Genomic DNA, 26,609 nt, shown 5'->3' on the forward strand with positions numbered 1-26,609 from the left:
ATATGGTCCATTCATTCGACTACAATCTCGATCCGCTCACCTTCTTCCAAATCTTGCCATTCGAGGAGCAAACCGGTGGTACCGCGTTCAACGCTCCGGATCAACTCTTCGAGGGCGCTACCGCTCAGTTGTGGGGCAAGGCGAGCACCGAGACGTAACCCAACATTAATCAAACTCACCGGAATAGACACCGAGGCTTTCAGGCGTTGGGAGGCCAGATCGGTCACGCGGATCCGTACCAAGCGTGCCCGACTACGTTCGAGTGGGCGGGGGTCGGCGCTCAACACATCGAGCAAGCGGGCTGCTTCGGCAGCGGACAACTGGTCCTGCTCAACCATCTGCAAAATGCGATGGCGCTCTTCATTTACGCTGTTCATAATCGGAGCCTTTCAGCAGGCGCAGGGCTTCTTCAACCGAAATCTCGCGGGCGGCCAACCGGTCAAGGATTTGGCGACGGTCGAGCCGTGGCTCGTGTTCAGGCGGACCGCCGAGCAGGGCGACGATTTCGTCGAGGCGAGCACGCGCGGTGTTATAGGCGATATCGAGTTCGGCGGCGAGGCGTTGAATATTGCCCCGATTCTTCACCAGCAGCTCGACAAAAGCCAGTTGTTCGGGGGTCAGACGACCGATCCAGCCAAGGCTAAACCGGCCCTCAATAACGATGCCGCTGCTCGGTGACTCGAGTCGGGTTACGATAAGCTCACTGCCGGTGATAGGATCACGAGTGAGAAGCGGGTTCATAGGGGTGCTCCTTTGAAGCTACCAGCATATGGTCTTGCAGCTAACGGACATACGAAGGACGACCGGTGTGACGCGCATGAGCGTAGCGCAGGAGACGCGCGCCGAGTCTGATCAGCAGAAGGCCGACCCAGCGTGCCATCCGGCGAATGGGGCGGAACGGAGGGAGGAGCCGGTCGTTAGCAGCGGTCGTCAGTCGTTCGTTGATCATTTTGGCAGATAATACCTCGAGGTGGTAGAGATCGCGCATCACAGATCGCCTCCTTTTTCAATTGGTTGATAGTATTTACCATTCCAAGAAGAATATTAGCACTCAGAACGGCGTTTGTCAACAACGTACATGGAGAAAATTATCAAATTAATGATTAAATTTGGTTTAGACCGAACGTGCATCACGAAACAGACGAATGAGGAAAGGAATGTGAGGCAGGACCGCGGGGGCTACCTGGTGGCACCCTACATCGGGTATGATAATGGCTATGGCGATCCAACTCTCTCGTTACAACCGGTTGGCGACGTGGGCCGGTGATGTCGTGCTGGCACTCATCTGTCTGCTCGGACTTATTGCATTTTTCTACCCATTCATGATGGGGCGAGAGGTAAGCGGATTTGAGCAGGCCCATGCTACGACGGCGCCGATCTTGTTTGCCATGCTCGGTCCGGCGATGCTGGTCTTACTCATCACCGAACTGAGCGCAGGGCGGCTTAATCCGCGTATCCTGGCCATATTGGGCGTACTTACCGGTCTGGTTGCGGTGCTCCGACTACCGGCAGGGCCGGGTGATTCACCGACCTTTTTCTTTCTGATCATCCTGGCTGGGTATGTGTATGGTGCGCGGTTTGGCTTTTTGCTCGGTGCATTAGCATTACTTGTCTCGGCGTTGCTCACCGGTGGTGTCGGGCCGTGGTTACCGTTTCAGATGTTCGTGAGTGGGTGGATGGGGATGAGTGCCGGCTGGCTCGCTCCGCTGGGACAGCGTTTACGGCCGGGCGGGTGGGGTGAAATGATCCTACTGGTTGGGTTTGGTTACGGATGGGGATTTTTGTTTGGAGCGCTGATGAATCTCTGGTTTTGGCCGTTTGCACCGCCTAGCGCCTTGGGCTGGGTTCCCGGTAGTGGGTTGGAGGCAACGATCCGCCAGTACCTTGTGTTTTACGCTGTGACCTCATTGGCGTGGGACGCAGTGCGTGCGTTCGGCAATGCCGTTTTGATTGCCCTCTTGGGACGGTTGGTATTGAAAGAGCTGCGCCGGTTTCGCAACCGGTTTTGGTTTACGGTCGAAGTTGCAGGAGCGGTGCACGAGTAAAATGTAAACCCTCCTCGCCGGGCAACGAGGAGGGGCATAATTCCGGTTAATTTGCCGGTACGCCACTTACGGTGCTGCCGGTTGGTACTGGCGCGAGATCTGGGTAAGCGACCATACCGTGCTCGCCGATGTCAAGACCGGCCTCTTCTTCGGCCTTGCTCACACGTAGGCCAATCGTTGCCTTGATCGCGAAGAACATCAGCGCCGCTGTCGCTACCGTCCACAGACCAATTGCCACTACACCGACCAGCTGCGAGATGAGGAGGGTCAGACCACCACCGTAGAACAAACCGGTCGTACCGGTATTACCGGGGATTGAGGCAAACAGACCAACCGCCAACGTACCCCAGATGCCGTTAACCAAGTGAACCGGCACTGCACCAACCGGATCGTCGATCTTGAGCTTCTCGAGCAATTCGGCCGAGAAGACTACTACCGGACCGGCAATAAACCCAATGATGATGGCGGCAAGGGGATCAACATAAGCGCAACCGGCGGTAATCGCCACTAAGCCACCCAGTACACCGTTGAGGGTTTGCCCCAGATCGGGCTTACCGTAGCGTAGCCATGCCGTGAAGAGTGCACCCAATGCACCGGCTGCCGCGGCCAGATTGGTCGTAACGGCGACCATTGCGACGGCATCGGCATTGGCTTGCGACGCGATTGCCAACTGCGAGCCGGGGTTAAAGCCGAACCAACCGAGCCAGAGGATAAAAGTACCGAGGGCGGCCAACGACATATTGTGACCGGGGATAGCGCGTGGTTTACCATCAGGGCCGAAGCGACCAAGGCGCGGGCCAAGGATCATTGCGCCGACGAGCGAAGCCCATCCGCCCACGCTATGCACAACGGTGCTACCGGCAAAATCGGTAAAGCCCCAATTGCCTTCGGTGCTTCCGCTGTACGTATTCAACCAACCTGCGCCGCTCCATACCCAGTGTACTACTACCGGATAGATAAAGAGCGAAATAATAAAGCTATAGATCAGATAAGCGACAAACTTCGTGCGCTCGGCCATCGCGCCGGCCACAATCGTAGCGGCGGTTCCGGCAAAGACAACTTGGAAAAACCAACTTGCCAATACCGGCACCTCCCCTTCAGCAGTGATATGCGAAAGGAAAAACTGGTCGGTCCCAATAAAGCCACCGGCCGACGTACCATAAGCCAAACCCCAACCAACTGCCCAAAACGCTATCGAACACATCACGAAATCCATCAAATTCTTAAACAGAATGTTGGTTGTGTTCTTCGCGCGGGTGAGGCCGGCAGTTAGCATCGCGAATCCGGCTTGCATAAAAAAGACCAACGCTGCCGCCACCAGCAAAAAGAAGGTATTCATTGCCACGGCCAACTCGGCGGTAGTTGGGCCTTCTTGGGCAAAAGCGCGTCCGCTACTTACCAACCAGAGACCGAGGCCAAAACCGAGAGCGAGACCGATTTTTGTGCGCCATGCAAGCTTCATGAGGGTAACTCCTTAACCATACTACACGTCCAGCGATTGCATGTCGGGTATGGATATAGCCTCCATACGTTTGGATAAAATGCACAAACCATCTGCCTCTGCTTCGTCGCAGGTCTAACCAGCATCATCGCGCTTGCAACTGGTTTACTACCGCTGCTATGCACTTGTGAAACATGAATAAGACGTATGTATACTGTGTAACAGGGGCAAATCAACGCTTGCTGTTCGACTGCCGAGTGTGAAACGTGAACAAGACGCACCTATTCTGTATAATCTTCCACCTTAACTGTACGACTCATGGCTGCAACGTTGCAGGTGATGCCCGCACAGTTACGTTCACCCCCTTCCATTGATCACATCGTGGTGCGCACTAATTTGTACAATCATTGATGCTGGTATGATAACAGCCCGCTGATAGCTTGCCAACAGATAGGATTACCAATCTTTGTGTAGGAGAGATTGGTATTTTTGCACAAGTCTACTGACCGACAGTGGTCGTTCTCCGAATATTTTGCGCAATGGTAGAAATTTGGTATAATCAACATTTAAAGATGGTACGGATCTGGTATGCGCGAGTGCTTCCCCGCTGAGCATCTCCTCGGTTGAGTTCGGACGCAACGCAGCCCCATGGCACCGGCCACATGACCCTTCGTCGTTCTGCTAGAGGAGTAGCGAGCCATGAGCTTCGCAGACAAGACCCTAACCTGTCGGGATTGTGGGATGGATTTCGTCTTTACAGCGGGAGAGCAGCAATTCTACGCTGCCAAAGGTTTTGTTAATGAACCGGTGCGTTGCCCGTCATGCCGCAAAGCGCGCAAAGCCCGGAAGAGTAACGTATCTGAGCGTCACCGTACCGTTAGCACAGCAGCACCGGAGCGTGAACGGGTGAATTATCGCGTTACCTGTGCTCACTGTGGTCAAGAGACGACCGTTCCGTTCGTTCCGCGTGGTACCAAACCGGTCTACTGTAGCTCGTGTTTTAACCGGATGCGTGGTAATGCTCGCATGATGGTTTAGTTGGTATTACCACCTCCTCCCCATCAGGGGGCAGGGTATGAATCCCTCTCTTGTGTCCTCCCCACCTCAAGGGGAGGACCGTTTTGTTTGGACGTTGTACCATCGTCTGTGCTCCTGATGAGATGTGCTTGCCCATACCTTGTGTTGTTGGGGGTGGGTGGTTTGATAGCGGGTTGCTCCGCATGTCCCTCACCACGGCGTGAAATGTCTCCGCTCCTGTGCCCTCTTGTGGCGGGGAGAGGGTTTCAATTCTAAGAAAATCTTTGCAATACATTGACAAAATATTTGCATTCGTGGTATATTACTTACCGGTCAGTAAAAATTCGAAAGATTGGTTTTGTGAAATGACCGAAGTACATTTGATGCCCGACCCGCGGGTTGTTGAAAGTCCGACGGCGCTCCGCATTATTGATGTAGCGACACAACTTTTTATGCAGCGCGGCTATCGGGCCGTATCGATCAGCGACATCATTCATACGGCCGGTGTGACAAAACCGACCCTTTATTACTACTTCAATGATAAAGAAGACCTGTTTGTGCAGATGGGTTTAAAGGTGTTGTGGACGATGAGTCGGCCACTGGCCGAGCTAGCTGCGTCCGAGCGGGCGTTGGTTGAGCGATTGCGCGCAATGGCCGATATTCTGATCTCCGGCTACGAAGGTGATATGCGCATTATGCGTCACGAGATGATGGAGCACCTCAGCCCGGCGGCGCGTAATCGTTTGAGTGCTGCATTCTATCAACACCTCTTCACGCCGTTAACCAAGATCATGCGCGAAGCGCTCACTGCCGGTGTAGTACGGGCCGATATGTCACCGGCAATGTTGGCGACGTTATTTCTCAGTCTGTGCGAGACGTTTCACGAGCTGACTTCAACCCATGCGACGATGGGGTGGGCGGGCAACGTCTCGGCGGAGTTGCTAGTCGACATCTTTTTGTATGGGGCCGGCATCCGGTCGGCAGGTAATCATTCAGTAGGAATGGCAGAAGTATGAGCACTCTTCCCCAGTCACGTTCCCGTTTACGAATCCCTCCTCGTCTATCGTTACCGATGTGGATCGCCGCCGGTTTGTTGCTGGCGGTGGTCGTGACCCTGCTGGTGCGGCTAACAACAACTTCCAATATCGATCCGTTAGCCAATCTGACCTTTGCTACGGTAACTCGTGGTGATCTGCGTTTGGCAGTGAATGCTACCGGTTCGGTTGAGCCGAACCAGACAGCCACGTTAAGCGTTTCCATTCCCGGTCGGGTACAAGAGGTGCTGGTGACGGTCGGGCAGACGGTTGCCGCCGGTGATCCGTTGCTACGGCTTGATGATCGCCAGTTACGGGCCGATGTAGCTGCGGCGGAGGCGGCAGTTGCGCTGGCCCAAGCCGATGTCCAGGCTTTGCGTGAGCGGGCTACACCCGAACAGCGGGCTGAGGCCGAGGCGCTGGTGGCGGCGGCGCAGGCTACGTTAGCCCAGACGCAGACGAATGTGACGCCGGCCGACATCGCGGCAGCACGTGTTGCGGTGACTGAGGCACAAGAACGGCTACAGAAGTTGTTGGCCGGGCCGACGAACGAACAGCGGGTGCGGGCGGAGACGGCGCTGACGCAGGCGAAGGCCGAACTTGAACGCCAGCGCGAGCTGTTGTCCGCAGCGAAGGCTGAGGCACAGGCGCGGGTTGAAGCACAGGCTAATGTGGTGCGCAACGCGCAAAGTGCCTACAGCGATGCGTATTGGAATTGGGAACATGTGAAGGCGAACGGCATCGATCCGCGGACCGGTCGTTCACTCAACGATATCGAGCAACGTGAGTATCAGCGTGCGTTTGAGCGGGCTGAGCGGGCGTTGGCCGATGCTGAAGCTGCACTAGCCCAGTCCCAGATCGCTTACCAGACCGCAGTCCAGAACGAAATCAGCGGATTGGCGGCTGCCGAGGCACGAGTTGCCAGTGCACAAGCCGATCTTGATGCATTGCTGGCCGGCCCTACTGCTGATGCTGTTGCATCGGCCCGTGCTCAGTTAGCGCGCGCCGAAGCCGAACTAGCCCGTTTGACCGGGGCTGCTCGACAGAACACTATTGCTGCGCAACAGGCTCAGCTCGAAGCAGCACAAGCACGTCTGGCCCAACTTTCTGCCGATCCGCGTGCCAGCGATGTTGCCCGTGCTGAAGCACGGTTAGCTCAGGCGCAGGCGCAGCTCGAAGCGGCGCGTATCCGGCTCGACGAAGCGACGTTGCGGGCACCGTTTGCCGGCGTGATCGCGGCCGTTAATGTTGCACCTGGTGAAACAGTGGGCAGTCAAGCGCCAATCGTATTGATCGACGTGAGTCGTTATCTGGTCAAGGTGACGGTTGATGAGGTTGATATTGCGCGGGTAGCCATCGGTCAGCCGGTCGAGATTACGGTAGATGCGCTCAATTCGCCACCGTTTACCGGTGAGGTGGTGAATGTCGAACCGTTGCCCACCGGTACGAATGGTGTGACGGCGTATCGGGTCACCCTCGCCTTTGACTCATCTGGTCAACCGGTACGGCCCGGCATGACAACGACAGCGGCGATTATTGCGGCCACGCGCAGCAATGTGTTGCAAGTCCCGGTCGCTGCGGTGAAGAATGTTGATGCGAAGACGATTGTTGAAGTGGTCACTGTTGATGAAAACGGCCAGCGTCAGCTTAGTGAGCGAGCCGTGTTGGTTGGCTTGCGGGTCAACGGTATGGTCGAAATTCAGAGTGGTTTGGCCGAAGGTGAGCAGGTTGTCGTGCGATGAGCCATCGCGTACCCGTAATGGTAAGAGCGGGTGATGAGCCCGCTCTCCTCTAGAAGGAGTGTTTCCGTGACAACAGAATATCTTGGCCGTCCGATTGTTGAATTGCGTCAGATCCGCAAGACGTTCCCCACCGGTGATGATGAATTTGTTGTGCTTGACGATATTAGCCTGACTATTGGAGAAGGTGAGATGGTTGCCATTATGGGGCCGTCGGGTAGCGGGAAGAGCACCCTCATGACCTTGCTCGGCTTGCTCGACACTCCCACGTCTGGTGAATATATTCTCGATGGGATCGATGTCTCACGCCTGAGTCGGCAGGAACAAGCGCGCATTCGCAATCGTAAGCTGGGGTTTGTATTCCAGAACTTTAACCTGCTGCCGCGCTTGACTGCGCAAAAGAACGTTGAGTTGCCGCTTGTTTACGGGCGGGTTGGTGCGCGCGAGCGGGCTGAACGAGCACGGGCCGCGCTTGAGGCGGTTGGTCTTGGTCACAAACTCAACAGTCTGCCCAATACGTTGTCGGGAGGGCAGAAGCAACGAGTCGCAATTGCCCGTGCGCTCGTCCATGACCCGGCGATTATTCTGGCCGACGAACCGACCGGTGCGCTCGACACGCGCACCGGAGCCGAGATTCTGGCGCTGTTCCGGGAATTGAACCGCGATCAGGGACGTACCATCGTAATAGTGACCCACGACCCCGAAATTGGTCGGCATATGGATCGGGTGATCGGCTTGCGCGACGGGCGGCTGGTTGACAACATCCTGAGCGAGTACTACGGCGTTGAGGTGTTGGAAGAGGTCGAGCGTACCCGCGGTCTTGAGCCGGTGCCGGTTGTGCGCCGTCCTTCGACCGATACCACCACGCCATAACGGTGTGAGGTTGGGGCATGGCGCGCTATAGTTATGTTGAACAATAGTTTTCGGTACCCAAAGCATAGCAGCGTGATGCCCATACGTTGAAAAAACTGTTGCGAATACACGAGGAAACCCTTATGTTCTCCGAATTAATCGCTATGGCCTTTGATAGCCTACGCGCCAATAAACTTCGCTCTCTGCTCACGATGCTTGGCGTGATCATCGGCGCAGGCACGCTTGTTGCGGTGCTCTCGCTCGGTAACGCCTTACAAGGCCAAGTCTTCGAGCAGTTCGTCGATCTCGGTACCCGCCGGATTGCAATTACACCGGGTGATCCGCGGGCCAAAGGTGCACGTGATGTGCCCGGCTATGGTCTCCTTTCCATACAGGATTATCAGGTATTAGCAGCAATGGCAACCAGCCGGCCTGATCTGTTTCGCGCCATTGCGCCGGAAATTACGGTCAGCACGCAAGCTCGGGCCGGTACGGTGGCGATCCAAACGTTGTTGGTCGGCACAACCGAGGATTATCCGCAAGTCCAGCGGACGCCGATGCTCTACGGGCGATTTTTGACCCCTGAAGATGAGGCAGAAGGGGCGCGGGTTGGGGTGTTGGGCTGGCTTGTGGCCCGTGATCTGTTTGGCTCTGATAAGGCTGCGCTGCGGAATGTGATCGGGCAGACGATAGAGGTCAACGGTCAACCGATTGAGATTGTCGGCATCATTAACGAAAACGGTGGGCCTTTCTCGACTGATGGCCGCATCTTTACGCCGGTCAGTACGATGCGCTTACGGCTGATCGGCAATCTTGATCTGCCGGGACGTGGTTTGCGGATGAGCAGTATTCTGCTCGGCTTGCAAAGCGAACAGCAGGTCAGTGAGGCGGTAGCCTTGATTGAGCGGACGCTGCGCGCCGCGCGGAATGTGCCTGATGGCATGATCAACGATTTCAATCTACAGACGCCGACGCAAGCGTTGAACGTATTGGCGGCGATCAGCACGGCGATTACCGGCTTTATTGCTGTGGTGGCCGGGATTAGTCTGGTGGTTGGTGGGATTGGGATTATGAACATCATGCTGGTTGCAGTCACCGAACGGACCCGTGAGATTGGGGTGCGCAAAGCATTGGGGGCCAGTGATGGTGATGTATTGGGCCAATTTGTGATGGAGGCGGTAGCCCTGAGCTTGGTTGGTAGTCTGATCGGCGTGATCGGGGCGATTGGTCTGGTAGGGCTGATCAGTGCTGTCGGCGGGATCAACACCGGCATCTCGTGGATCGGCATTGTGCTGGCGTTGGGGTTTGCGTCGGCGATTGGGATTGGGTTTGGGTATTACCCGGCCCGGCGGGCAGCGCTGCTGCCGCCGATTGAAGCGTTGCGGTATGAATAGGCGCGCCGCACAGCTGTGCGGCGCCACAGGGTGGCTGTTATGAGGGGGTAGTTGCCAATTCGGTGCCGGCGACCCACCCTTCCCGGCCGTCATTGGTGCGGATATGCCACCACGGATACCCGTCTTTTTCGTGGGGGCCGGCCAGGAGGGTCAGTTGGGTGCCGGGAGGTAGACCGTCGAGAACGGTTGAATCGAGGCCAGGTGCGTTGCGAAGACGGAGGTTTTTGCCACCTGCTTGTTGGACGTAGGCTACACCACCTACGTGGAGTCCACCGGGGGTTGATGTGGCTGCGGAATCCGATGTGCGCGGTCCGATTTTGACAACACCACTGCCACCGAGCGCGCCGGAGATGGCGCCGGAGACACTGCTGCTTTCAACGGTGGGGCTGACGCTTTTACCACCAGCGGTTGGCGCGGTGGTGGTTTCCTTCAATTTCTTAAGCTCAGCTTCCATTTGAGCGAGTCGTGCTTCAGCCTCGGCGAGTGCTTTGCGAGCTTTCTCGGCGGCAGCAGCATCTTGCTGGGCCGTTTCTAACTCCTCTTGTAGACGTTTGATCTCTTGAGCTTGTCGCCCAATCTGATCACTCATCGCGCGCATCGCCTGGCTGATGCCTTCGTTCTGTCCTCCCTCATCTTTCTTGCCGCCGAAGTTAATCATACGTTTGGCTCCTTCCCATAATGCGGCAACCATAGCCTCGGTTGTATACACCATTATATAGCTAGCGCAGTAGGTTTGGTGAAGTGTAAATGCACCCAACGACCGTTGGCACGTGACGGTTGCCTGAGGTATGCGGTGTGTTATCGTGCTACATCTTGCTGAATCGCTTCGGCACACCGCTCACCGCTAAGCATTGCTGCGTTGATGCTACTCGCTTCGGTGAGTTCACCGGCCAGATACAGGCCGCGCCGGGTAGTGCGATTGTCGGGTAGGTTAGGGTGTAAACCGGGTGGTTGCGGGAATTGAGCAAATGGAATGCGGTCTACACGTAAGATGCGCGCATTGGTGAGAGCAGTCGTGGCTGCGGCTTCATTGGCGAAGATACGATGGAGGTCAACCATCACGCGCGCGATCAGTGTGCTATCATCAAGCTCAGGCACACCGAGGATAGCTGCCGCGTAGAGATGCCATCCCGGCGGTGCGTACCCTGGCGCGACTGCGCTCATCGGGGCGAGGGTGTTGACAAAAGCGTTCTCCTCGGCGTTGAGCAACAGCTTTTTGCCGCGATACAGCGGTTGACGGGTCGCCAGCCACACACACGATGAACCGAGGCTTCCTTCCGGCACCGGTAAGTCGCCGAGTCGAGCTGTTTCGGGGGCCGGGGTTGCTAACACTACGGCATCGCTCTGTAGTTCACTCCCATCGGCAAGCCGCACACCGCTTACCTCGCCATCGCGATTGATTAGGGCTACAGCCTTGGTCTGCAAGCGTACCCTGCCGGCAGCAACCAACTCGGCAGCGAGTTGGTCGGCGATTGCACCCATCCCGCTATTGGGAACGACAGTCTGACCGTCGCTCATCATCTTAAAGTTGAACCGGAAGCATTTCGCACTTGTTTGCAATGAGCGGTCGAGAAAGATTCCACCGAAGAAAGGCCGGAAAAAGCGGTCGATCATCTGCTGACTGAAGCCAAGCGCTTGGAGTTCGGCTAAGGTTGTGCGGTCGGGACCGGTGAGTAGCTCATCAATCGTCTGCCGGTGCATCTGCACGGCGAGTTGGAGGGTGCGCAGTTTGTCGCCAATCGTGACTACCGGTGCGAGGATGGCCCCGATCAGCGCCGATGGATCGCGGTCGCGGAGGGGATCGGTTAGGATGTCACGTCGTCCACGCCATGCAACAATCGCGCCGGGATCGAAGGCGCGCAGGTCGAGCGCGGCTAGTTTCAGTTGGCGTTGTACCACCGGGTATGCGGTGAACAGCACCTGAAAGCCACGATCAAGTACAAACCCGTCGACGCGATCCGACCGTACTCGTCCGCCCAACCCATCACTCGCTTCGATGAGTGTAACCTGATGCCCGGCGCGGTGCAGGGTACGGGCACAAACCAACCCGGCTACGCCGCCGCCGACAACGATGATCTGCATACCACTTGTCCTTTCTGCCACATTGCTGAGGTAAGATGGTCTAGCAATAGTGCACCGCTGACGTTACCATATCGAGTATACTATGTTCTACAAAAAGCCTGTCGCAAGGAAGAGGGGACAAACCGATGACTCACAACTTCAACCCCGGCCCAGCAGCGCTGCCGCCAGAGGTTATCGCGCGTGTGCAAGCCGAATTGCCTGATTATCACGGTACGGGCATGTCGATTCTCGAAATGAGCCATCGCAGTAAGGAATACGAAGCGATTAATGCTGCTGCCGAAGCTAATCTAAAGGAACTACTAGGATTGGGCGACGAGTATCGGGTGCTCTTTATGCAGGGTGGCGCCTCGATGCAGTTTGCACTCATCCCGCTCAATTTCTTACCCACCGGCGGGGTCGCCGAATATATTGTCACCGGTTCGTGGGGCGAAAAAGCGTATGAAGAGGCGCAGCGCGTTGGTTCGGTTCATCTCCGGGCCAGTACTGCTGCCGATGGCTATCGGAGCCTGCCGAATGTTGAGGCCTGTACTCCTGATCCGAACGCGGTATATCTTCACATAACCACTAACGAGACGATCCAAGGTGTGCAGTGGCCGGCTGAGCTGCCACTATTCGGTGATGTGCCGTTAATCGCCGATATGAGTAGCGATTTTCTCTCGCGTCCCTTCCCGGCGACGCGCTTTGCCCTGATGTATGCCGGTGCGCAAAAGAACCTTGGGCCGGCGGGGGTAACGGTCGTTGTGATCCGGCAAGATCTGATCGAACGCAGTCGGAAGGATTTGCCGGTTATTATGCGCTATGCTACCTTCGCCAAGAACAACTCTCTCTACAACACACCGCCGGTGTTCGCAGTTTATATGGTTCATCTGGTATTGGAATGGATCAAGGATCAAGGCGGTTTGGCGGCGATGGCTGAGCGGAATGCGCGTAAGGCAGCGCTGGTGTATGCAGCAATCGATGCTAGCGAAGGTTTTTACACCGGTCACGCCGTTCCTTCAGCACGATCACTGATGAATGTGACCTTTCGCCTCTCGTCACCAGACCTGGAAAAGCAGTTTTTGGCCGACGCGAAAGCGGCAGGGATGGTGGGGTTGGCCGGGCATCGCTCGGTCGGCGGGATCCGCGCTTCGCTGTATAACGCAGTCTCTCCCGAGTCGGCGGCAGCGCTGGCGCACTTTATGCAGGATTTTGCCAAACGTTATGGATGAACAGCCTTACGCCGCCGCAATCACCTTTGTGCCGGTTGCCGATCTGCAAGCGAGCGCAGTCTGTTATGGGGCTGCGCTCGGCTTGCCGCTCGTCCTCGATCAAGGCGGTATTCATATCTATCGCGTGGCGTGTGGCGGTTACCTCGGTTTGTGCCAACAAGCTGCACCTCCCATTGCTGATGATCGTCTGATCTTAACCATCGTCACTGCCGATGTTGATGTGGTCTATCAACGGCTTGTCGCTGCCGGTATCACGACCGACGGCCCGCCACGCGAGAATCCGCGTTACCGGATTTATCACTTCTTTGCCTGTGATCCTGATGGTTACCGACTGGAGGTGCAGCGGTTTCTGCATCCGTTTGATGGCGATGAACGCCAGGCTCGCTAACCTATGCGCGTTGTTATGCTTTCCAAGGCTGTGGTTGCCGGTGCGTACCAGCGTAAGCTGGAGGAGATCGCGCGCCTCGGCGTTGAGTTGACCGTCGTTGCGCCACCGGCATGGCACGAGCCACGGGTCGGTCGCATCCCGCTTGAGCGCCGGTTTACCGCCGGTTATACGCTCATCACGTTGCCGATTGTCTTCAACGGCCATCATCACATTCATTTTTACCGAGGCTTGCAGCCGCTGCTGCAACGGTTACGCCCACAGGTCTTTCACATCGATGAGGAGAGCTTTAATTTAGCGACGTTTCTCGCCATGCGAGCCGGGTTGGCGGTTGGTGCGCGCTGTTGTTTCTACAATTGGGCCAATATCGACCGTCGCTATCCACCGCCGTTTAGCTGGTTTGAGCGGTACAATTTGCGTCACGCTACGCATGTGATTGCCGGTAATCAAGAGGCAGCAGCGATTATTCGCCGTCACGGCTATCGCGGTCCGATTAGTGTTATTCCCCAGTTCGGCGTCGATCCCGATCTCTTTGCACCGGCGGAGGAGCCACGTCAACGTGATACGTTGATCATCGGCTATGTGGGCCGGTTGGTGCCGGAAAAAGGGGTGGCCGATCTGGTGGATGCACTGGTCGGTTTGCCGTCGTATGTCCGGTTGCGGTTGATCGGCGACGGCATTGAGCGCCCGCGTTTGGTGCGGCAAGCTGTGGCCCTTGGGGTTGGTGATCGGGTTGAGGTTTTGCCGGCACTCAATAGCACTGCTGTCCCGGCTGCGTTGCGCGAATTGGATGTGCTCGTCTTGCCCTCGCGTACCCAACCGAATTGGAAAGAGCAGTTTGGTCGGGTATTGATCGAAGCCATGAGCTGTGGCGTCCCGGTGATCGGCTCAAGTTGTGGCGAAATCCCACAGGTGATCGGTGAGGCAGGGCTGGTCTTCCCCGAAGGTGATGTGAGCGCGTTGCGAGCAGCGTTGCAGCGTTTGATCGATCATCCCGAGCTGCGCGTTGAACTCGCCCGACGTGGTCGTGAGCGGGTGCTGGCTACATTTACGCAAGCAGCTATTGCCCGTCAGCACGTGGATGTCTATCAGACAATGGTAACGCAAAGGCGCGGAGGGCGCAGAGGCGGGGAGGGGTAACACAAAGGCGCGGAGGGCGCAAAGGCGGGGAGGGGGAACGCAAAGGCGCAGAGACGCAGAGGATGCGGGCTGACCTAACCACGCAATGCGGTGGAAAAAACGTATACGGGAGCGTTTGGTACTTAGAGAAACTCGTATATTCCACCACTGGAGGGACATTACCATCTGGACGCTACATGGCGAGGCAGAGACACTGCTAAAGAAACATATACACCCACTATAGGAGGGATATCACGATGCCGGTGAAATCGGATCGTTGGATTCGACGAATGGCGCTTGAATATAGCATGATCGAGCCGTTCGTTGATCATCAGGTACGGAAAGGCGTCATCTCGTATGGCCTTACCTCATACGGGTACGACATGCGGGTGACGAATCACTTCAAAGTCTTTACGAACGTCTACAATGCGCTGGTCGATCCGAAGAAGTTTGATCCGCGCTCATTTGTGGATATTAAAGCCGACTACGTTGACATCCCGCCCAACTCGTTTGCGCTTGCCCAATCGCTCGAATACTTTCGCATTCCGCGCACGGTGAGCTGTATTGTAATCGGAAAATCATCGTATGCGCGCTGTGGAATTATCATTAACGTCACGCCGCTTGAACCCGAATGGGAAGGGCATGTGACCATCGAGATTAGCAACACCACACCACTGCCGGCGCGGATCTATGCGCATGAAGGGATTGGGCAGGTGTTGTTTCTCGAAAGTGATGAGCCGTGTGAAGTCTCTTACGCCGACAAAAAGGGGAAGTATCAAGGACAGACCGGGATTGTTTTGCCGCGCATTGATCCGTGAGATACACAATGCCCGTACCATTTGGTGCAGTACGGGCATTGCCGGTCGCAGACCTAGACTTCCATCACCATCGGCAAGACCATCGGTCGTCGGCGCGTTTCGCGGTAGAGGAATTCACTCACCACATCGCGGATCTTACGACTGATGTATGTCACATCAACCGGTGAATTGCTCCCGTTTTTGGTCGCCAACGCTGCGCGCACCGTTTCCTTCGTTGCCTCGATCAGGTCTTGGCTCTGACGCATATAGACAAAGCCACGCGAGACGACATCCGGCCCGGCAACTAATTCGCCGGTGGCGCTGTCGATGCTTACTACCACGATCAGCATGCCGTCTTTCGCCAGTAACTGACGGTCGCGCACGACCACGTTCCCGACATCACCGACCGTCGTGCCGTCAACGTAGATATAGCCGACCGGTGCTTTGCCGACAATTTTGCCGAAGCCAGGCGAGAACTCCATAATCGAGCCACCTTCCACCAACAGCACCCGCTCGCTGTCGGGAACCGCACCCACAGTCGTTGCCAACTTGCGATACAGCATAAGATGGCGATAATCACCGTGGAACGGTACAATGTAGCTTGGGCGGAGCAACGCCAAGATCAGCTTCAACTCCTCTTGGGCGGCGTGACCAGACACATGCACTCGTGCTTCCGGGCCGTAGATCACATCGGCACCGAGCTTGAACAAGTTATTAATGACCTTGTTCACACTGACTTCGTTGCCGGGAATCGGGGTGGCCGAGAGCACGACGGTATCACCGGGCTTGATTTTGACGTTAGGATAGTCGCGGTTGGCCATGCGGTTGAGGGCAGCCATTGGCTCACCCTGACTACCGGTACAGACGATGGCGATCTCGTCGTCCGGATAAGCCGACATCTCGTGGGGACGGATGATCGTGCGCTCGTCGGCACGGAGATACCCCAGCTCGAAGGCGATCCGGGCATTGGTCTCCATACTGCGCCCGGCCAGCATGACCTTCCGCCCGTAGGCCTCTGCCGAATCGATCACCTGCTGTACACGGCTAATGTTTGAGGCAAAGGTAGCGACAATAATCCGACCGGGTGCAGTGGCAAAGATGTTATCGAACGCTTCGCCGACGGTTGCCTCGCTTGGCGTATAGCCTTTCGACTCTACCCGTACACAATCGGTAATCAGCACCAGTGGTTTGCGGTTCCCCAACTCGGCAATCTTCTCCAGATCGGTCGGTCGGCCATCGACCGGGGTATGATCGAGCTTCCAATCGGTGAGATAGATTAGTAAGCCGGCGGGTGTTGTGATAGCGAAGCCAACCGCGTCAGGGATGGAGTGCGCAATGTGAAACGCTTCGACGGTAAAGATGCCGACCTGGAATGGTTCACGCTCGGTAATTTGTACCGTCTTGACCTTATCGTGCAGTCGGTGTTCTTTCAGGCGATTGCTGAGTAACCCGAGGGTCAGCTTTGTCCCATAGACGGGTGGAAAGCCGAGATCGGCAATCAAGTGTGGTACAGCGCCGATGTGGTCTTCGTGACCGTGGGTGATGAGGATGCCCTTGATATGATCCGTCTTTTCGCGCAAATAGGTAATATCGGGCAAGACGAGATCAACGCCGAGCATATCGGCATCAGGAAACATGACACCGCAGTCGAGAATGACGATGTCGTCGCCATACTCAACCACCCACATGTTCCGGCCGACTTCCCCGGCGCCACCGAGTGGAATCACACGGAGACGTTGTTTGGCCATACGTTCCTGTTAGGGCCGATGGATGAGCGACCCTTGCTCCTTTCTGATACGTATCATCTTCAGTACAACTTGCGGGTGCATTGCGGTAGGCACCCAAACACCTTTATAACGACAGGGCAATGACACTGCCCTGATCAGTCCAACGTGGTGACGCTATGCAGCAGTCGTTGCGAACGATGAACGAGTTGCCGCCAGCGTCTGCTCGATCAATGCCACCAATTCAGCCCTTCGTTCGATGCCGGTGCCGATCACCAATCGGTTTGGGCCGTGATATTGCCGATGAAGCCAGCGTCGTAGCGGATGGGTGATCGTACTCGCCGGATCATATCGCAACCAAAGGACAACGTCTTCTTCGGCGCTTACCGGGGTCGGTTGTATGTTCACAATATCGTTCCATTGGCAACACAACCGTATCCCCATGGTGGTATAGCATAAGCCATCTTTGGTTGGCACGAAGGTAGCGTCCCATTCAGCCATCACGTTCCAGATGACCGGTGGTGTAGCGACGATCACCACCAGGAGGAACAATGCCGGTACAACTTGTTCGATAGCGGGTGGTTGGGTGAACAGCCGTTGCACATCGGCCCACATACCGGCCGGATGCAGTCGCACCTGTAGCGTGTTCGCCAGACTCCAGATGGCGAACAGCCACAGCATCATTACCACGGCGATGAGTACTAAATTATCACGCCGGCCAGCCGGCGAGAGGCGATACGAACGAGACATTGATTTGGTTACACCACCGGCGACATGCGGCCAACGGTCAGAAGAGACGGAGCTGCTCGGGCGGCTCATCGGCTGGCGGCGTTGCCGGGGAGGCTGCGCTACGTTGGCGTTCGGCATCGGCAATGATGGCAGGCAGGCGGCGAAAATCCTCTTCCAGCAACGGCCGGTTTTGGGGCTGGTGCAATGCAGCGGCGGGGTGGATCATCGGCACAATCAACCGTCCGTTGACGTAGCGCGGTTGGCCGTGGATGCGTGAAATCCGCTCGCCGGGCAGGAACAGGCCCATCGAGAAGCGGCCCAGCGTCACAATCACTATCGGATCAATGGCCGCAATCTGGCGCATTAAGAATAGCCTGGTACACGTCGCTATTTCATCAGGCTCCGGATCGCGATTCTGGGGCGGCCGGCACTTGACGACGTTAGCAATATAAACTTCATCCCGCCGTAGCCCGGCTAAGGCGAGCAAATCGTTCAGGAATTGCCCTGATGGACCGACAAAGGGTCGGCCTTGGCGATCTTCGTGGTAGCCGGGACCCTCTCCAATAAGCATGACGCGCGCATTCGCCGGCCCTTCACCGGGAACAGCCCGTGTCCGCCCACGATGGAGGTTGCATGCGGTACAGCGCTGCACCTCTTCGGCAATTGTAAACAGAATGTCACTCGCTGTCACACGCTGATCCTTGAATGGTTCAGCTTTACCCACTGTTATTATAACATACCGCGTGCATCTTTCTTGTTTGGAGTGGTACCATGTTCGGATCATAGGCAAGTATCTTGTGTTACACTAACCGCAATAGATCGATTTCCAGCGGGAAAGTAACCGATGACCGGACGTTCGTCTTTGGCCCAGTTGCCGTCCAACGCCGAGTCGCCGCAGTGGCAGCTCAATCGTGATATGTTGGCTGCAACCCTCGATACGTTGCTGGCGATCCCCAATCTTGCTGAGTTGCGCACCGCATTGGCAACATTGCAGCAACGGCTGCATGATCCCGGCGATCCGATCCACCGGACCGATGGATCGGTGGTGCTGTTCACTCCCGTCGTGTTGATCGCCGATCTCGAACAAATCGCGACGGCGCGCACCCTTGAGCGGGCGCGCTATTACCTGACTCGGCTGCGTCGTTCGCTCGACGAACCGCGGTTTGCCCCTACGAGCGACATTGATCTGCGACGATGGAAGGAGTATGATGATATTCTGACCGATAGTCTCTGGCTCATCGAGCGGCGTGATACGTCGGGTGTGCATCGGGCCGATTACTGGGGCAATTTTGTTCCCCAGATTCCTCGCCAATTTATTCGGCGGTATACACGGCCCGGCGAGTGGGTCCTCGATCCGTTTGCCGGTTCGGGGACGACCCTGATCGAAGCACGTCGCCTTGGCCGCCATGCGGTTGGGCTTGAGTTGCAGGCGACGATGGTTGAACACACCCGTGCGCTCCTGGCTACCGAACAGCCTGCTCAGGAAACGGTGGCGGCGATTGAGCAGGGAGACAGTCTGACAACCGATTTTGCTGCGCTCCTTGCGCGCTACGGTGCGCAGAGTGTGCAATTAGTGTTACTCCACCCACCGTACCACGATATTATCCGGTTTAGTGATGATCCGCGTGATCTGTCAAATGCCCCGACCATGGCGGAGTTTCTCGACCGCTTGACGAGCGTGACCGAGCGGGTGGCCGCCGTGCTTGACCGTGGTCGTTATTTGGCCTTAGTGATCGGCGATATGTATCGGCAGGGCGAGTGGCATCCGCTCGGTTTTTACGCAATGGAAGCGGTACGAGCGTGTGGGTTTAGCTTGAAGAGTATTATTGTCAAAAATGTCAGTGGTACGCTGGGCAAGCGGGGTAATAATGAACTGTGGCGGTATCGTGCGTTGGCCGGCGGATTTTACGTCTTTAAGCACGAGTATATCTTTGTATTGCGCCGACAGTAAGGCTATGGTAGTCTCAGTCCAAACGGTACACGGAACAGGCCGATATGCCGATGTTCCCGTGCCATCACGAGCCGGTACGTGCTCGGCGTCGGACAAGCTACCGTCGCGCAGGTGATGACGGCAAGGAGAAACCACAGTGATGACAACGTTCAGCGTGATCATTCCGGCTCTGAATGAAGCGGCCAATATAACAACCTGCGTCCGAGCGGTGCGACAGTGCGACCCGACGGTCGAGGTCATTGTTGCCGATGGTGGCAGCCGCGATGAGACGCCAGCGCTGGCCCGCGCTGCCGGCGCGCGGGTGGTGCTGGCACCGCGCGGTCGCGGCCATCAACTCAACGCCGGCGCTGCCGTTGCCACCGGTGATGTCTTTGTCTTTTTGCATGCCGATACGCGCCTGCCGGCCAATGCCTTCGCATTGTTGCGGGCGATGTTCGCCGATCCGCAGGTACACATCGCCAAGTTCCGGCTCTCATTCGACGATCCGAACTGGATGTTGGCTCTGGCAGCGCGTCTGATGTGGTTCGATTCGCTGCTCACCAGCTACGGTGATCAGTGCATGGTCATCCGGCGTGCCTTCTTCACTGCACTTGGTGGCTTCCCGGATTGGCCGCTGTTTGAGGATGTCGAACTCTTTCGCCGCGCCCGTGCCCGGACTCGCGTGCATGTCGTGCCGGCGCAGGTGGTCACATCGGCGCGACGCTTTCGGGCTAACGGGATCATTCGTCAACTGCTCCACGATTTCTGGCTCTGGCTGCAATATCTCGGTGGCGTATCGCCTTACGACATTGCCCGTCAGTATCGGTAGAGCAATGGTGGAGCGAGTAGCGGGATGGATGTTCTCACCACCATCTTGCCATCTCATCAGTTCATCAACACACATTTTCGCGAGTCGGTGTACAATAAGTTGAAGATACGTTACGCCGTGGAGCGCTATAGTATGCCATACACGTCCTTTGCATCGATCGACGAATTGCAGGCTGCCCTGGCTGAACACGCCTACATCGCCGATCGTGCTCTAACCACCGCTATTTTTCTGGCCCTCAAGCTCAACAAGCCGCTATTGCTCGAAGGAGAGGCCGGTGTCGGCAAGACCGAGATCGCCAAGACGCTGGCCCGTATGCAGGGGCGGGAGTTAATCCGGCTGCAATGTTATGAAGGGCTTGATGTCAATACGACGATCTACGAGTGGAACTATGCCCGCCAGATGTTGCAGATTCGCCTGCTGGAGGCGCAGGGTGCAGCACAAAACACCGCTGCGCAGCAGAGCATCTTCGGTCCGGAGTTTTTGATCAAGCGCCCGCTGTTGCAAGCGATTGAAGCCCGTGGCGATCATCCCCCCATCTTACTGATCGATGAGCTTGATCGGGCCGATGAAGAGTTTGAAGCGTTCCTGCTTGAGTTACTCTCTGACTGGCAGATTTCAATCCCAGAGATTGGCACTATTCGCGCCGAGACACCGCCGACCGTTATCATTACCTCGAACCGTACCCGCGAAGTCCATGATGCGCTCAAGCGGCGCTGTCTGTTTTATTGGGTTGATTATCCAACGCTTGATAAAGAGATTCAGATCGTTAAGGCACGTGTGCCCGGCGCAAGCGAGCGGCTGGCCCGGCAAGTGGTGCTGGTGGTGCAAGAGTTGCGGCGTATGGATCTGTACAAGCTGCCCGGCGTGGCCGAGACCCTCGATTGGGTGACAGCACTGGTTGCGCTTGATCAGACAGAGTTGACGCCACAGGCCGTCGAGGATACACTAGGCGCGATTTTGAAGTATCAAGACGACATCGCGCAGGTGCGTGGTCAGCGACTGAACGAGCTGCTGAAACGGGCGAGTGTGGGGGTGTCATGAGCGACGAGATTGATGTTGCGGCGACGTTGGCGGCGTTGCGGGCCGAGGTGCGGGCACAGCGCGCGCGATTACCAAACCTCGATCCAACCCCTGCCGAACGAGAGTTGCAGCGGGTGGTGGAAGAGTTGGAGTACACCCGGGTTGTGAGCGCCCATTGGCCACTCGAGGGCCGCACTCCTTTTGAGAAGGTCATCGCGTTCATCAACAAAGTGGTGCGTCGCTATCTGCGTTGGTACATCAATCCTATCGTCGAGCAGCAAAATGCCTTTAACGATACTGCTGTCCGCGCCATTCGCTTGCTGGTCGCCGAGAATACTGCCTTGCGGGCCGAGTTGGCCGCTCTCCACGCCCAATTGCAGCAATCACAACCTTCGTCATGAGCCGCATTCTGATCTGTGCCACGCAGGTACCCTTTGTTCGCGGTGGCGCCGAGTATCTGGTCGAAAGTTTACGTGACGAACTGCACTGTCGTGGTCATACCGTTGATGTCGTCGCCCTTCCCTTTCAGTGGCATCCGGTCGAGCGGATCGTTGATAGCGCACTGGCGTGGCGACTGCTGGATATTAGCCACGTCAACGGCGAACCGATCGATCTCGTGATCGCGACCAAGTTCCCGTCGTACCTCATCCGCCACCCACGCAAGGTGCTATGGCTCGTCCATCAGCACCGCCAAGCCTACGATTGGTACGGCACACCGCTCAGCGATTTTGATGGCTCACCCGCCCATCGTGCCGTGCGCGAACAGATCTTTCGCATCGACGGGCGCGCGCTGAGCGAATGCCAAGCCCGTTATACCATTTCGTGCAACGTCAGCCGCCGGCTAGAACGGTTTAATGGGCTGAGTAGCAAGCCACTGTACCCACCAAGCCGTTACGCCGAACGGTTGTGGGCCGGTCCGTATGGTGACTACATTCTCTCACCCGCCCGCCTCGACCGGGCCAAGCGGATCGATCTGCTGCTAACGGCGCTGGCCCATACCATCACGCCGGTGCGTGCAATTATCGCCGGCGCCGGCCCCGACCGCGACCGCCTCCAACGCCTCGCCGCCGAGCTTGGCCTCGGCGAACGAGTCACCTTCCGCGGCTTTGTCCCTGATGACGAATTAATCGATCTCTACGCTCACGCCCGTGCCGTGTATTACGCACCGGTTGATGAAGACTACGGCTTTGCGACGGTGGAAGCCTTCGGCGCTAGCCGACCCGTCATTACTACCGATGATGCCGGCGGCGTGCTCGAATTTGTCCGCCACGGTGAGAACGGCCTCGTCTCGCCACCCGACCCGGTGGCGATTGCCGCGCATCTCGACCGGCTGAACGCCGATCCGGCTGAAGCGGCCCGCTTAGGGTGCGCGGGCCGTCCGCTGGTTGAAGCGATCACGTGGGAAAGGGTGATTGCAGCGCTGCTCAAGGGCAAATGAATGCGTCAATCGGTAGGATGGCATCGCTGGGGGAGCACACCGTTGCGCTGAACATCCGAAAGGGTCATTGGACATCTTTAGGTAGTTGTGCCAAACCCTTGCGCCCCCCGCCGCCTTATGGTAATATCGCATACGGTGCGGGCAGGTCGCATAGTTGGTCTAGTGCGCGGCACTGGAAATGCCGTACAGCGGTAACGCTGTCGTGGGTTCGAATCCCACCCTGCCCGCCACCTATTTCACCCCCTTTGCGCCCTCTGCGGTCTTTGCGTGAGCAATCTTTGCGGCCTTTGCGCCCTCTGCGGTCTTTGCGTGAGCAATCTTTGCGGCCTTTGCGCCCTCCGCGCCTTTGCGTGAGCAATCTTTGCGGCCTTTTCGCCCTCTGCGGTCTTTGCGTGAGCATCGTGAAAGTCTCATCAATCGTATTGTATAATCAGGCAGCGCCGTGTGGGGCGCGCTAGTTTGCTCCACGCCAAAGGAGTCTGAGACGAAGATGCCGAAGCGCACCGATCTCCATACTATTCTTATTATCGGCTCTGGCCCGATTGTGATCGGCCAAGCCTGCGAATTCGACTATTCCGGCACCCAAGCGTGCAAAGCGTTGCGTGAAGAGGGCTATCGGGTCGTGCTCGTCAATTCAAACCCGGCCACTATCATGACCGATCCCGGCCTCGCCGACACCACCTACATCGAACCACTGACCGTCCCCAGTCTCGAACGCATTATTGCCCGTGAGCGTCCTGACGCAATCTTACCGACTGTTGGTGGCCAGACTGCACTCAATTTGGCGGTGGCGCTCCACGAGGCCGGCATCCTCGATAAGTACGGTGTCGAGCTAATCGGGGCATCGGTTGAGGCGGTGCGGATCGCCGAGGATCGCCAACGCTTTAAAGATAAGATGATCGAGATTGGGTTGCAGGTACCTCGTTCCGGTACCGCAACTACCCTCGATGAAGCGTTGGCAGTCGTTGCCCAGACCGGCTTCCCGGCGATTATTCGACCATCGTTTACCCTTGGTGGTGAAGGTGGCGGTATTGCGTACAACATGGAAGAGTTCCGCACGATTGTCGAACGCGGTCTCGATGCGTCGCCGGTCTCACAGGTGCTAATCGAAGAGAGTGTCCTCGGTTGGAAAGAGTTTGAGCTTGAGGTGATGCGCGACCGGAACGACAACGGCGTCATCATCTGCTCAATCGAGAATATTGACCCGATGGGGGTGCATACCGGCGATAGCATTACCGTCGCTCCGGCGATGACCCTCACCGACCGCGAGTACGAGCGGATGCGCGATATGGGGTTGGCGGTGCTGCGTGCCGTCGGTGTCGAAACCGGCGGTTCCAATGTTCAGTTTGCTGTTTCACCGACCGATGGCCGTATCTACGTGATCGAGATGAACCCACGCGTGTCGCGTTCGTCAGCGCTAGCCTCTAAAGCGACCGGCTTCCCCATCGCCAAAATTGCCGCCAAGCTGGCCGTCGGCTATACCCTCGACGAGTTGCCCAACGATATTACCCGCGAGACGCCGGCTTCGTTCGAGCCGACCCTCGACTATGTGGTGGTGAAGATTCCACGCTTTACCTTCGAGAAGTTTCCCCAAGCCGATCAGACGCTCACCACCTCGATGAAGTCGGTGGGTGAAGTGATGGCGATTGGCCGCACCTTCCCCGAAGCCTTCCAAAAGGCATGGCGTTCACTCGAACAGGGACGGGCCGGTTGGGGTGCTGATGGTCGCGATGCGATTGAGCCGGAGCGGCTGCGCGAGCGTTTGATTACGCCGCATCCCGACCGCATGTTTTATGTACGCTACGCGCTGCAAAGCGGGATGTCGGTCGAGCAGATTAGCGCGCTAACCAAGATCGATGCTTGGTTTATTCGCCAGCTCGAACAGCTCGTCAATCTCGAAGGGCGGTTACGGGCATTTGATCTCAACACCATTCCGCCCGACCTGTTGCGCCAGGCCAAGCGGATGGGCTTCAGCGATGCCCAATTGGCCCATCTCCTGCGCGTGCCACCCGGCCCACAGCGCTGGTCGGCGGAATTGGCCGTGCGCAAGCGTCGCCTCGAACTCGGTATTCGCCCCTCCTTCCACCGGGTTGATACCTGTGCCGCCGAGTTCCCGGCTTTCACGCCCTACCTCTACTCGTCGTATGAGAGTGAAGACGAGGCCGAGCCGACCGATCGCAAAAAGGTGGTGATCCTCGGTTCTGGTCCGAACCGGATCGGGCAGGGTATTGAGTTTGATTACTGCTGTAGCCATGCTGTGTTCGGGTTGCGTGTGCTTGGCTACGAGACGATTATGGTCAACTGTAACCCGGAGACGGTTTCGACCGACTACGACACCGCTGACCGGCTCTATTTCGAGCCGCTTACCTTTGAGGACGTGCTCAATGTCGTTGAAGAGGAGTGGCCCGATGGGGTGATTATCCAGTTTGGCGGTCAGACTCCGCTCAAGTTGGCGCGGGCGCTCGAAGCGGTTGGGGTGCCGATCTGGGGCACTATGCCTGAAGCTATCGATCTTGCCGAGGATCGTGACCGGTTTGGCGCGCTGTTGAAGGAGCTGAATATTCCCGCCCCCGAACACGGCAGCGCCACCTCGTGGGAAGAGGCGCTGGCAGTGGCCCGCCGGATCGGCTATCCGGTGGTGGTGCGGCCCAGCTACGTGCTGGGCGGGCGTGCCATGGCGATTGTCTACGATGATGCATCGCTCGAACGCTATATGCGTGAAGCGGTAGCCGCTTCGCCTGAGCACCCGGTGCTGATTGACCGCTTCCTCGAAGATGCGTTTGAGATGGATGTAGATGCGGTCTGTGATGGTGAGACGGTGGTGATCGCCGGGATCATGGAGCAGATTGAGCTGGCCGGTGTCCATTCTGGCGATAGCGCCTGTGTGATACCAACCTATATGGTGGCAGCCGAGCATGTGGCGACGATGCGCCGCTATACCGAGCAATTGGCCCGCGCTTTGGGTGTGGTCGGCTTGATGAATATTCAGTACGCCATGAAAGACGGCGTCGTCTACGTGCTCGAAGTCAACCCGCGCGCCTCGCGCACCGTGCCTTTCGTTGCTAAGGCGACTGGTGTGCCGTGGGCGCAACTGGCGGTGCAGTGCGCTGCCGGCGCTCGGCTGCGGTACGAGCATGGCCGCATTCAGATGGTGCATCCGGCCTTGGTGAATTCGCCTCGCTACCGACTGGATGTCACCAGCGAGCAGCGCTACCACGTCAAGGAAGTGGTGCTGCCGTGGTCGCGCTTCAGCGGCGTAGACACGCTGCTCGGCCCAGAGATGAAGTCAACCGGTGAAGGCATGGGCAGCGGTGCGACCTTTGGCGAGGCATTTGCTAAGGCACAGATGGCGTGCAACAGCCACCTGCCCACTAGCGGCAACGCCTTTCTCAGCGTCAACGACCGCGATAAGGCCAATTTGTTGCCGATTGCCCGTGATTTAGCTGCACTCGGTTTCAAGCTGCTGGCCACCAGCGGCACGGCCGCCTTCCTCCAGCAGCACGGCCTTGACGTGAAGCCGATCTATAAGGTGAACGAGGGTCGGCCCAACGCGGTTGACTACATCAAGAATGGTGAGATTGCTCTGATCGTGAATACACCTCTCGGCAAGGCGAGCTTCTTCGATGAAGGGGCCATTCGCCGGGCCGCGATTGTGTATGGCGTGCCGACATTGACGACCCTGTCAGGGGCTGCGGCGGCAGTGCAGGCGATCCAAGCGATACGTGCCGGCCAATGGACGTTGCTGTCGTTGCAGGAACGGTCAGCGTTGGAAAAGGTGTAGAGCCGGACGGCCGGCTCCACAGCCGCAGGGTTTGCAAAGACGCCA

Annotated in this window: 25 protein-coding genes and 1 tRNA gene; 17 read left to right on the plus strand and 9 right to left on the minus strand. The window is 57.2% G+C overall.

Annotated features, from left to right (window positions below; translation table 11 throughout):
- Positions 1-11: 11 nt before the first annotated feature.
- Genes AC01ZF_RS08095 through AC01ZF_RS08105 form a run of 3 tightly spaced genes read right to left on the minus strand, consistent with a single transcriptional unit; the run spans position 12 to position 991 of the window.
- Entirely contained in the window at positions 12-377 is a 366-nt protein-coding gene (locus tag AC01ZF_RS08095; RefSeq protein WP_476575265.1) for an SHOCT-like domain-containing protein, read from the minus strand.
- A complete protein-coding gene (locus tag AC01ZF_RS08100) occupies positions 361-741 on the minus strand; it encodes a DUF2089 domain-containing protein (RefSeq protein WP_424677273.1) in 381 nt (126 codons plus the stop codon). The genes AC01ZF_RS08095 and AC01ZF_RS08100 overlap by 17 nt, the downstream gene beginning before the upstream one ends.
- Positions 742-781: 40 nt before the next feature.
- Positions 782-991, minus strand: coding sequence for a hypothetical protein (locus AC01ZF_RS08105; RefSeq protein WP_424677274.1), 210 nt, complete (start codon positions 989-991; stop codon positions 782-784).
- 226 nt (positions 992-1,217) lie between these two features.
- Between AC01ZF_RS08105 and AC01ZF_RS08110 the strand changes: the two genes are divergently transcribed.
- Entirely contained in the window at positions 1,218-2,045 is an 828-nt protein-coding gene (locus AC01ZF_RS08110; protein ID WP_424677275.1) for an ECF transporter S component, read from the plus strand.
- A gap of 46 nt (positions 2,046-2,091) precedes the next feature.
- Here AC01ZF_RS08110 and AC01ZF_RS08115 read toward each other — a convergent pair whose 3' ends face one another.
- A complete protein-coding gene (locus AC01ZF_RS08115; RefSeq protein WP_424677276.1) occupies positions 2,092-3,507 on the minus strand; it encodes an ammonium transporter in 1,416 nt (471 codons plus the stop codon).
- Between the two features lie 678 nt (positions 3,508-4,185).
- On the opposite strand from AC01ZF_RS08115, the gene AC01ZF_RS08120 reads away from it, so the two are divergent.
- The 5 genes from AC01ZF_RS08120 to AC01ZF_RS08140 all read left to right on the plus strand — a co-directional run bounded on the left by AC01ZF_RS08120 (position 4,186) and on the right by AC01ZF_RS08140 (position 9,522).
- On the plus strand, positions 4,186-4,524 hold the full coding sequence (locus AC01ZF_RS08120) for a zinc-ribbon domain containing protein (protein ID WP_424677277.1): 339 nt from the start codon (positions 4,186-4,188) through the stop codon (positions 4,522-4,524).
- 344 nt (positions 4,525-4,868) lie between these two features.
- On the plus strand, positions 4,869-5,519 hold the full coding sequence (locus AC01ZF_RS08125) for a TetR/AcrR family transcriptional regulator (RefSeq protein WP_424677278.1): 651 nt from the start codon (positions 4,869-4,871) through the stop codon (positions 5,517-5,519).
- Positions 5,516-7,279, plus strand: coding sequence for an efflux RND transporter periplasmic adaptor subunit (locus AC01ZF_RS08130; RefSeq protein ID WP_476575266.1), 1,764 nt, complete (start codon positions 5,516-5,518; stop codon positions 7,277-7,279). The genes AC01ZF_RS08125 and AC01ZF_RS08130 overlap by 4 nt, the downstream gene beginning before the upstream one ends.
- A gap of 33 nt (positions 7,280-7,312) precedes the next feature.
- Entirely contained in the window at positions 7,313-8,149 is an 837-nt protein-coding gene (locus AC01ZF_RS08135) for an ABC transporter ATP-binding protein (RefSeq protein WP_428112484.1), read from the plus strand.
- A gap of 122 nt (positions 8,150-8,271) precedes the next feature.
- Entirely contained in the window at positions 8,272-9,522 is a 1,251-nt protein-coding gene (locus tag AC01ZF_RS08140) for an ABC transporter permease (RefSeq protein WP_424677281.1), read from the plus strand.
- A 37-nt stretch (positions 9,523-9,559) separates the two neighbouring features.
- On the opposite strand, the gene AC01ZF_RS08145 is transcribed toward AC01ZF_RS08140, so the two are convergent.
- A complete protein-coding gene (locus AC01ZF_RS08145) occupies positions 9,560-10,180 on the minus strand; it encodes an SH3 domain-containing protein (RefSeq protein WP_424677282.1) in 621 nt (206 codons plus the stop codon).
- A 140-nt stretch (positions 10,181-10,320) separates the two neighbouring features.
- On the minus strand, positions 10,321-11,604 hold the full coding sequence (locus tag AC01ZF_RS08150; protein ID WP_476575267.1) for an NAD(P)/FAD-dependent oxidoreductase: 1,284 nt from the start codon (positions 11,602-11,604) through the stop codon (positions 10,321-10,323).
- 125 nt (positions 11,605-11,729) lie between these two features.
- On the opposite strand from AC01ZF_RS08150, the gene serC reads away from it, so the two are divergent.
- The 4 genes from serC (at position 11,730) to dcd (ending at position 15,134) form a co-directional block, all read left to right on the plus strand.
- Positions 11,730-12,812: a 3-phosphoserine/phosphohydroxythreonine transaminase gene (serC, locus tag AC01ZF_RS08155; RefSeq protein ID WP_476575268.1), complete on the plus strand. Its 1,083-nt coding sequence runs from the start codon at positions 11,730-11,732 to the stop codon at positions 12,810-12,812.
- The gene (locus AC01ZF_RS08160; RefSeq protein WP_424677285.1) at positions 12,805-13,200 is read left to right on the plus strand and encodes a VOC family protein; all 396 of its coding nucleotides are present in this window, start codon (positions 12,805-12,807) and stop codon (positions 13,198-13,200) included. The genes serC and AC01ZF_RS08160 overlap by 8 nt, the downstream gene beginning before the upstream one ends.
- A gap of 15 nt (positions 13,201-13,215) precedes the next feature.
- The gene (locus AC01ZF_RS08165; protein ID WP_476575269.1) at positions 13,216-14,337 is read left to right on the plus strand and encodes a glycosyltransferase family 4 protein; all 1,122 of its coding nucleotides are present in this window, start codon (positions 13,216-13,218) and stop codon (positions 14,335-14,337) included.
- Positions 14,338-14,573: 236 nt separating this feature from the next.
- The gene (gene dcd, locus AC01ZF_RS08170) at positions 14,574-15,134 is read left to right on the plus strand and encodes a dCTP deaminase (protein ID WP_428112939.1); all 561 of its coding nucleotides are present in this window, start codon (positions 14,574-14,576) and stop codon (positions 15,132-15,134) included.
- Positions 15,135-15,187: 53 nt separating this feature from the next.
- Here dcd and AC01ZF_RS08175 read toward each other — a convergent pair whose 3' ends face one another.
- The 3 genes from AC01ZF_RS08175 to AC01ZF_RS08185 all read right to left on the minus strand — a co-directional run bounded on the left by AC01ZF_RS08175 (position 15,188) and on the right by AC01ZF_RS08185 (position 18,257).
- Positions 15,188-16,861: a ribonuclease J gene (locus AC01ZF_RS08175; RefSeq protein ID WP_424677550.1), complete on the minus strand. Its 1,674-nt coding sequence runs from the start codon at positions 16,859-16,861 to the stop codon at positions 15,188-15,190.
- 153 nt (positions 16,862-17,014) lie between these two features.
- Positions 17,015-17,587, minus strand: coding sequence for a hypothetical protein (locus tag AC01ZF_RS08180; protein ID WP_476575270.1), 573 nt, complete (start codon positions 17,585-17,587; stop codon positions 17,015-17,017).
- A gap of 37 nt (positions 17,588-17,624) precedes the next feature.
- Positions 17,625-18,257 carry a uracil-DNA glycosylase gene (locus AC01ZF_RS08185; protein WP_287905727.1) on the minus strand — a complete coding sequence of 211 codons (633 nt, stop codon included), beginning with the start codon at positions 18,255-18,257 and terminating at the stop codon, positions 17,625-17,627.
- 153 nt (positions 18,258-18,410) lie between these two features.
- On the opposite strand from AC01ZF_RS08185, the gene AC01ZF_RS08190 reads away from it, so the two are divergent.
- From AC01ZF_RS08190 to carB, 7 genes are all read left to right on the plus strand, one after another.
- A complete protein-coding gene (locus AC01ZF_RS08190) occupies positions 18,411-19,517 on the plus strand; it encodes a TRM11 family SAM-dependent methyltransferase (protein ID WP_428112938.1) in 1,107 nt (368 codons plus the stop codon).
- A gap of 139 nt (positions 19,518-19,656) precedes the next feature.
- Positions 19,657-20,325 (plus strand): TIGR04283 family arsenosugar biosynthesis glycosyltransferase, encoded by a 669-nt coding sequence (locus AC01ZF_RS08195; protein WP_428112936.1) that lies wholly within the window; start codon positions 19,657-19,659, stop codon positions 20,323-20,325.
- A 132-nt stretch (positions 20,326-20,457) separates the two neighbouring features.
- Positions 20,458-21,366 (plus strand): AAA family ATPase, encoded by a 909-nt coding sequence (locus tag AC01ZF_RS08200; RefSeq protein ID WP_424677500.1) that lies wholly within the window; start codon positions 20,458-20,460, stop codon positions 21,364-21,366.
- A complete protein-coding gene (locus AC01ZF_RS08205; RefSeq protein WP_424677501.1) occupies positions 21,363-21,746 on the plus strand; it encodes a hypothetical protein in 384 nt (127 codons plus the stop codon). The genes AC01ZF_RS08200 and AC01ZF_RS08205 overlap by 4 nt, the downstream gene beginning before the upstream one ends.
- Positions 21,743-22,783 carry a glycosyltransferase family 4 protein gene (locus tag AC01ZF_RS08210; RefSeq protein WP_424677502.1) on the plus strand — a complete coding sequence of 347 codons (1,041 nt, stop codon included), beginning with the start codon at positions 21,743-21,745 and terminating at the stop codon, positions 22,781-22,783. The genes AC01ZF_RS08205 and AC01ZF_RS08210 overlap by 4 nt, the downstream gene beginning before the upstream one ends.
- A gap of 139 nt (positions 22,784-22,922) precedes the next feature.
- Positions 22,923-23,013 (plus strand) — tRNA-Ser (locus tag AC01ZF_RS08215).
- Positions 23,014-23,273: 260 nt separating this feature from the next.
- Entirely contained in the window at positions 23,274-26,564 is a 3,291-nt protein-coding gene (carB, locus tag AC01ZF_RS08220) for a carbamoyl-phosphate synthase large subunit (protein WP_476575271.1), read from the plus strand.
- Positions 26,565-26,609 lie beyond the last annotated feature (45 nt).

This window comes from Chloroflexus sp. (assembly GCF_056331925.1).

Coding starts and splice junctions, on each gene's coding strand:
- AC01ZF_RS08165 (WP_476575269.1), top strand. CDS start 13,216: ATGCTTTCCAAGGCTGTGGTTGCCGGTGCGTACCAGCGTAAGCTGGAG.
- AC01ZF_RS08110 (WP_424677275.1), top strand. CDS start 1,218: ATGGCGATCCAACTCTCTCGTTACAACCGGTTGGCGACGTGGGCCGGT.
- AC01ZF_RS08200 (WP_424677500.1), top strand. CDS start 20,458: ATGCCATACACGTCCTTTGCATCGATCGACGAATTGCAGGCTGCCCTG.
- AC01ZF_RS08160 (WP_424677285.1), top strand. CDS start 12,805: ATGGATGAACAGCCTTACGCCGCCGCAATCACCTTTGTGCCGGTTGCC.
- AC01ZF_RS08125 (WP_424677278.1), top strand. CDS start 4,869: ATGACCGAAGTACATTTGATGCCCGACCCGCGGGTTGTTGAAAGTCCG.
- serC (WP_476575268.1), top strand. CDS start 11,730: ATGACTCACAACTTCAACCCCGGCCCAGCAGCGCTGCCGCCAGAGGTT.
- AC01ZF_RS08145 (WP_424677282.1), bottom strand. CDS start 10,180: ATGATTAACTTCGGCGGCAAGAAAGATGAGGGAGGACAGAACGAAGGC.
- AC01ZF_RS08100 (WP_424677273.1), bottom strand. CDS start 741: ATGAACCCGCTTCTCACTCGTGATCCTATCACCGGCAGTGAGCTTATC.
- AC01ZF_RS08130 (WP_476575266.1), top strand. CDS start 5,516: ATGAGCACTCTTCCCCAGTCACGTTCCCGTTTACGAATCCCTCCTCGT.
- AC01ZF_RS08120 (WP_424677277.1), top strand. CDS start 4,186: ATGAGCTTCGCAGACAAGACCCTAACCTGTCGGGATTGTGGGATGGAT.
- carB (WP_476575271.1), top strand. CDS start 23,274: ATGCCGAAGCGCACCGATCTCCATACTATTCTTATTATCGGCTCTGGC.
- AC01ZF_RS08180 (WP_476575270.1), bottom strand. CDS start 17,587: ATGTCTCGTTCGTATCGCCTCTCGCCGGCTGGCCGGCGTGATAATTTA.
- AC01ZF_RS08210 (WP_424677502.1), top strand. CDS start 21,743: ATGAGCCGCATTCTGATCTGTGCCACGCAGGTACCCTTTGTTCGCGGT.
- AC01ZF_RS08135 (WP_428112484.1), top strand. CDS start 7,313: ATGAGCCCGCTCTCCTCTAGAAGGAGTGTTTCCGTGACAACAGAATAT.
- AC01ZF_RS08195 (WP_428112936.1), top strand. CDS start 19,657: ATGACAACGTTCAGCGTGATCATTCCGGCTCTGAATGAAGCGGCCAAT.
- AC01ZF_RS08150 (WP_476575267.1), bottom strand. CDS start 11,604: ATGCAGATCATCGTTGTCGGCGGCGGCGTAGCCGGGTTGGTTTGTGCC.
- AC01ZF_RS08115 (WP_424677276.1), bottom strand. CDS start 3,507: ATGAAGCTTGCATGGCGCACAAAAATCGGTCTCGCTCTCGGTTTTGGC.
- dcd (WP_428112939.1), top strand. CDS start 14,574: ATGCCGGTGAAATCGGATCGTTGGATTCGACGAATGGCGCTTGAATAT.
- AC01ZF_RS08205 (WP_424677501.1), top strand. CDS start 21,363: ATGAGCGACGAGATTGATGTTGCGGCGACGTTGGCGGCGTTGCGGGCC.
- AC01ZF_RS08095 (WP_476575265.1), bottom strand. CDS start 377: ATGAACAGCGTAAATGAAGAGCGCCATCGCATTTTGCAGATGGTTGAG.
- AC01ZF_RS08190 (WP_428112938.1), top strand. CDS start 18,411: ATGACCGGACGTTCGTCTTTGGCCCAGTTGCCGTCCAACGCCGAGTCG.
- AC01ZF_RS08175 (WP_424677550.1), bottom strand. CDS start 16,861: ATGGCCAAACAACGTCTCCGTGTGATTCCACTCGGTGGCGCCGGGGAA.
- AC01ZF_RS08140 (WP_424677281.1), top strand. CDS start 8,272: ATGTTCTCCGAATTAATCGCTATGGCCTTTGATAGCCTACGCGCCAAT.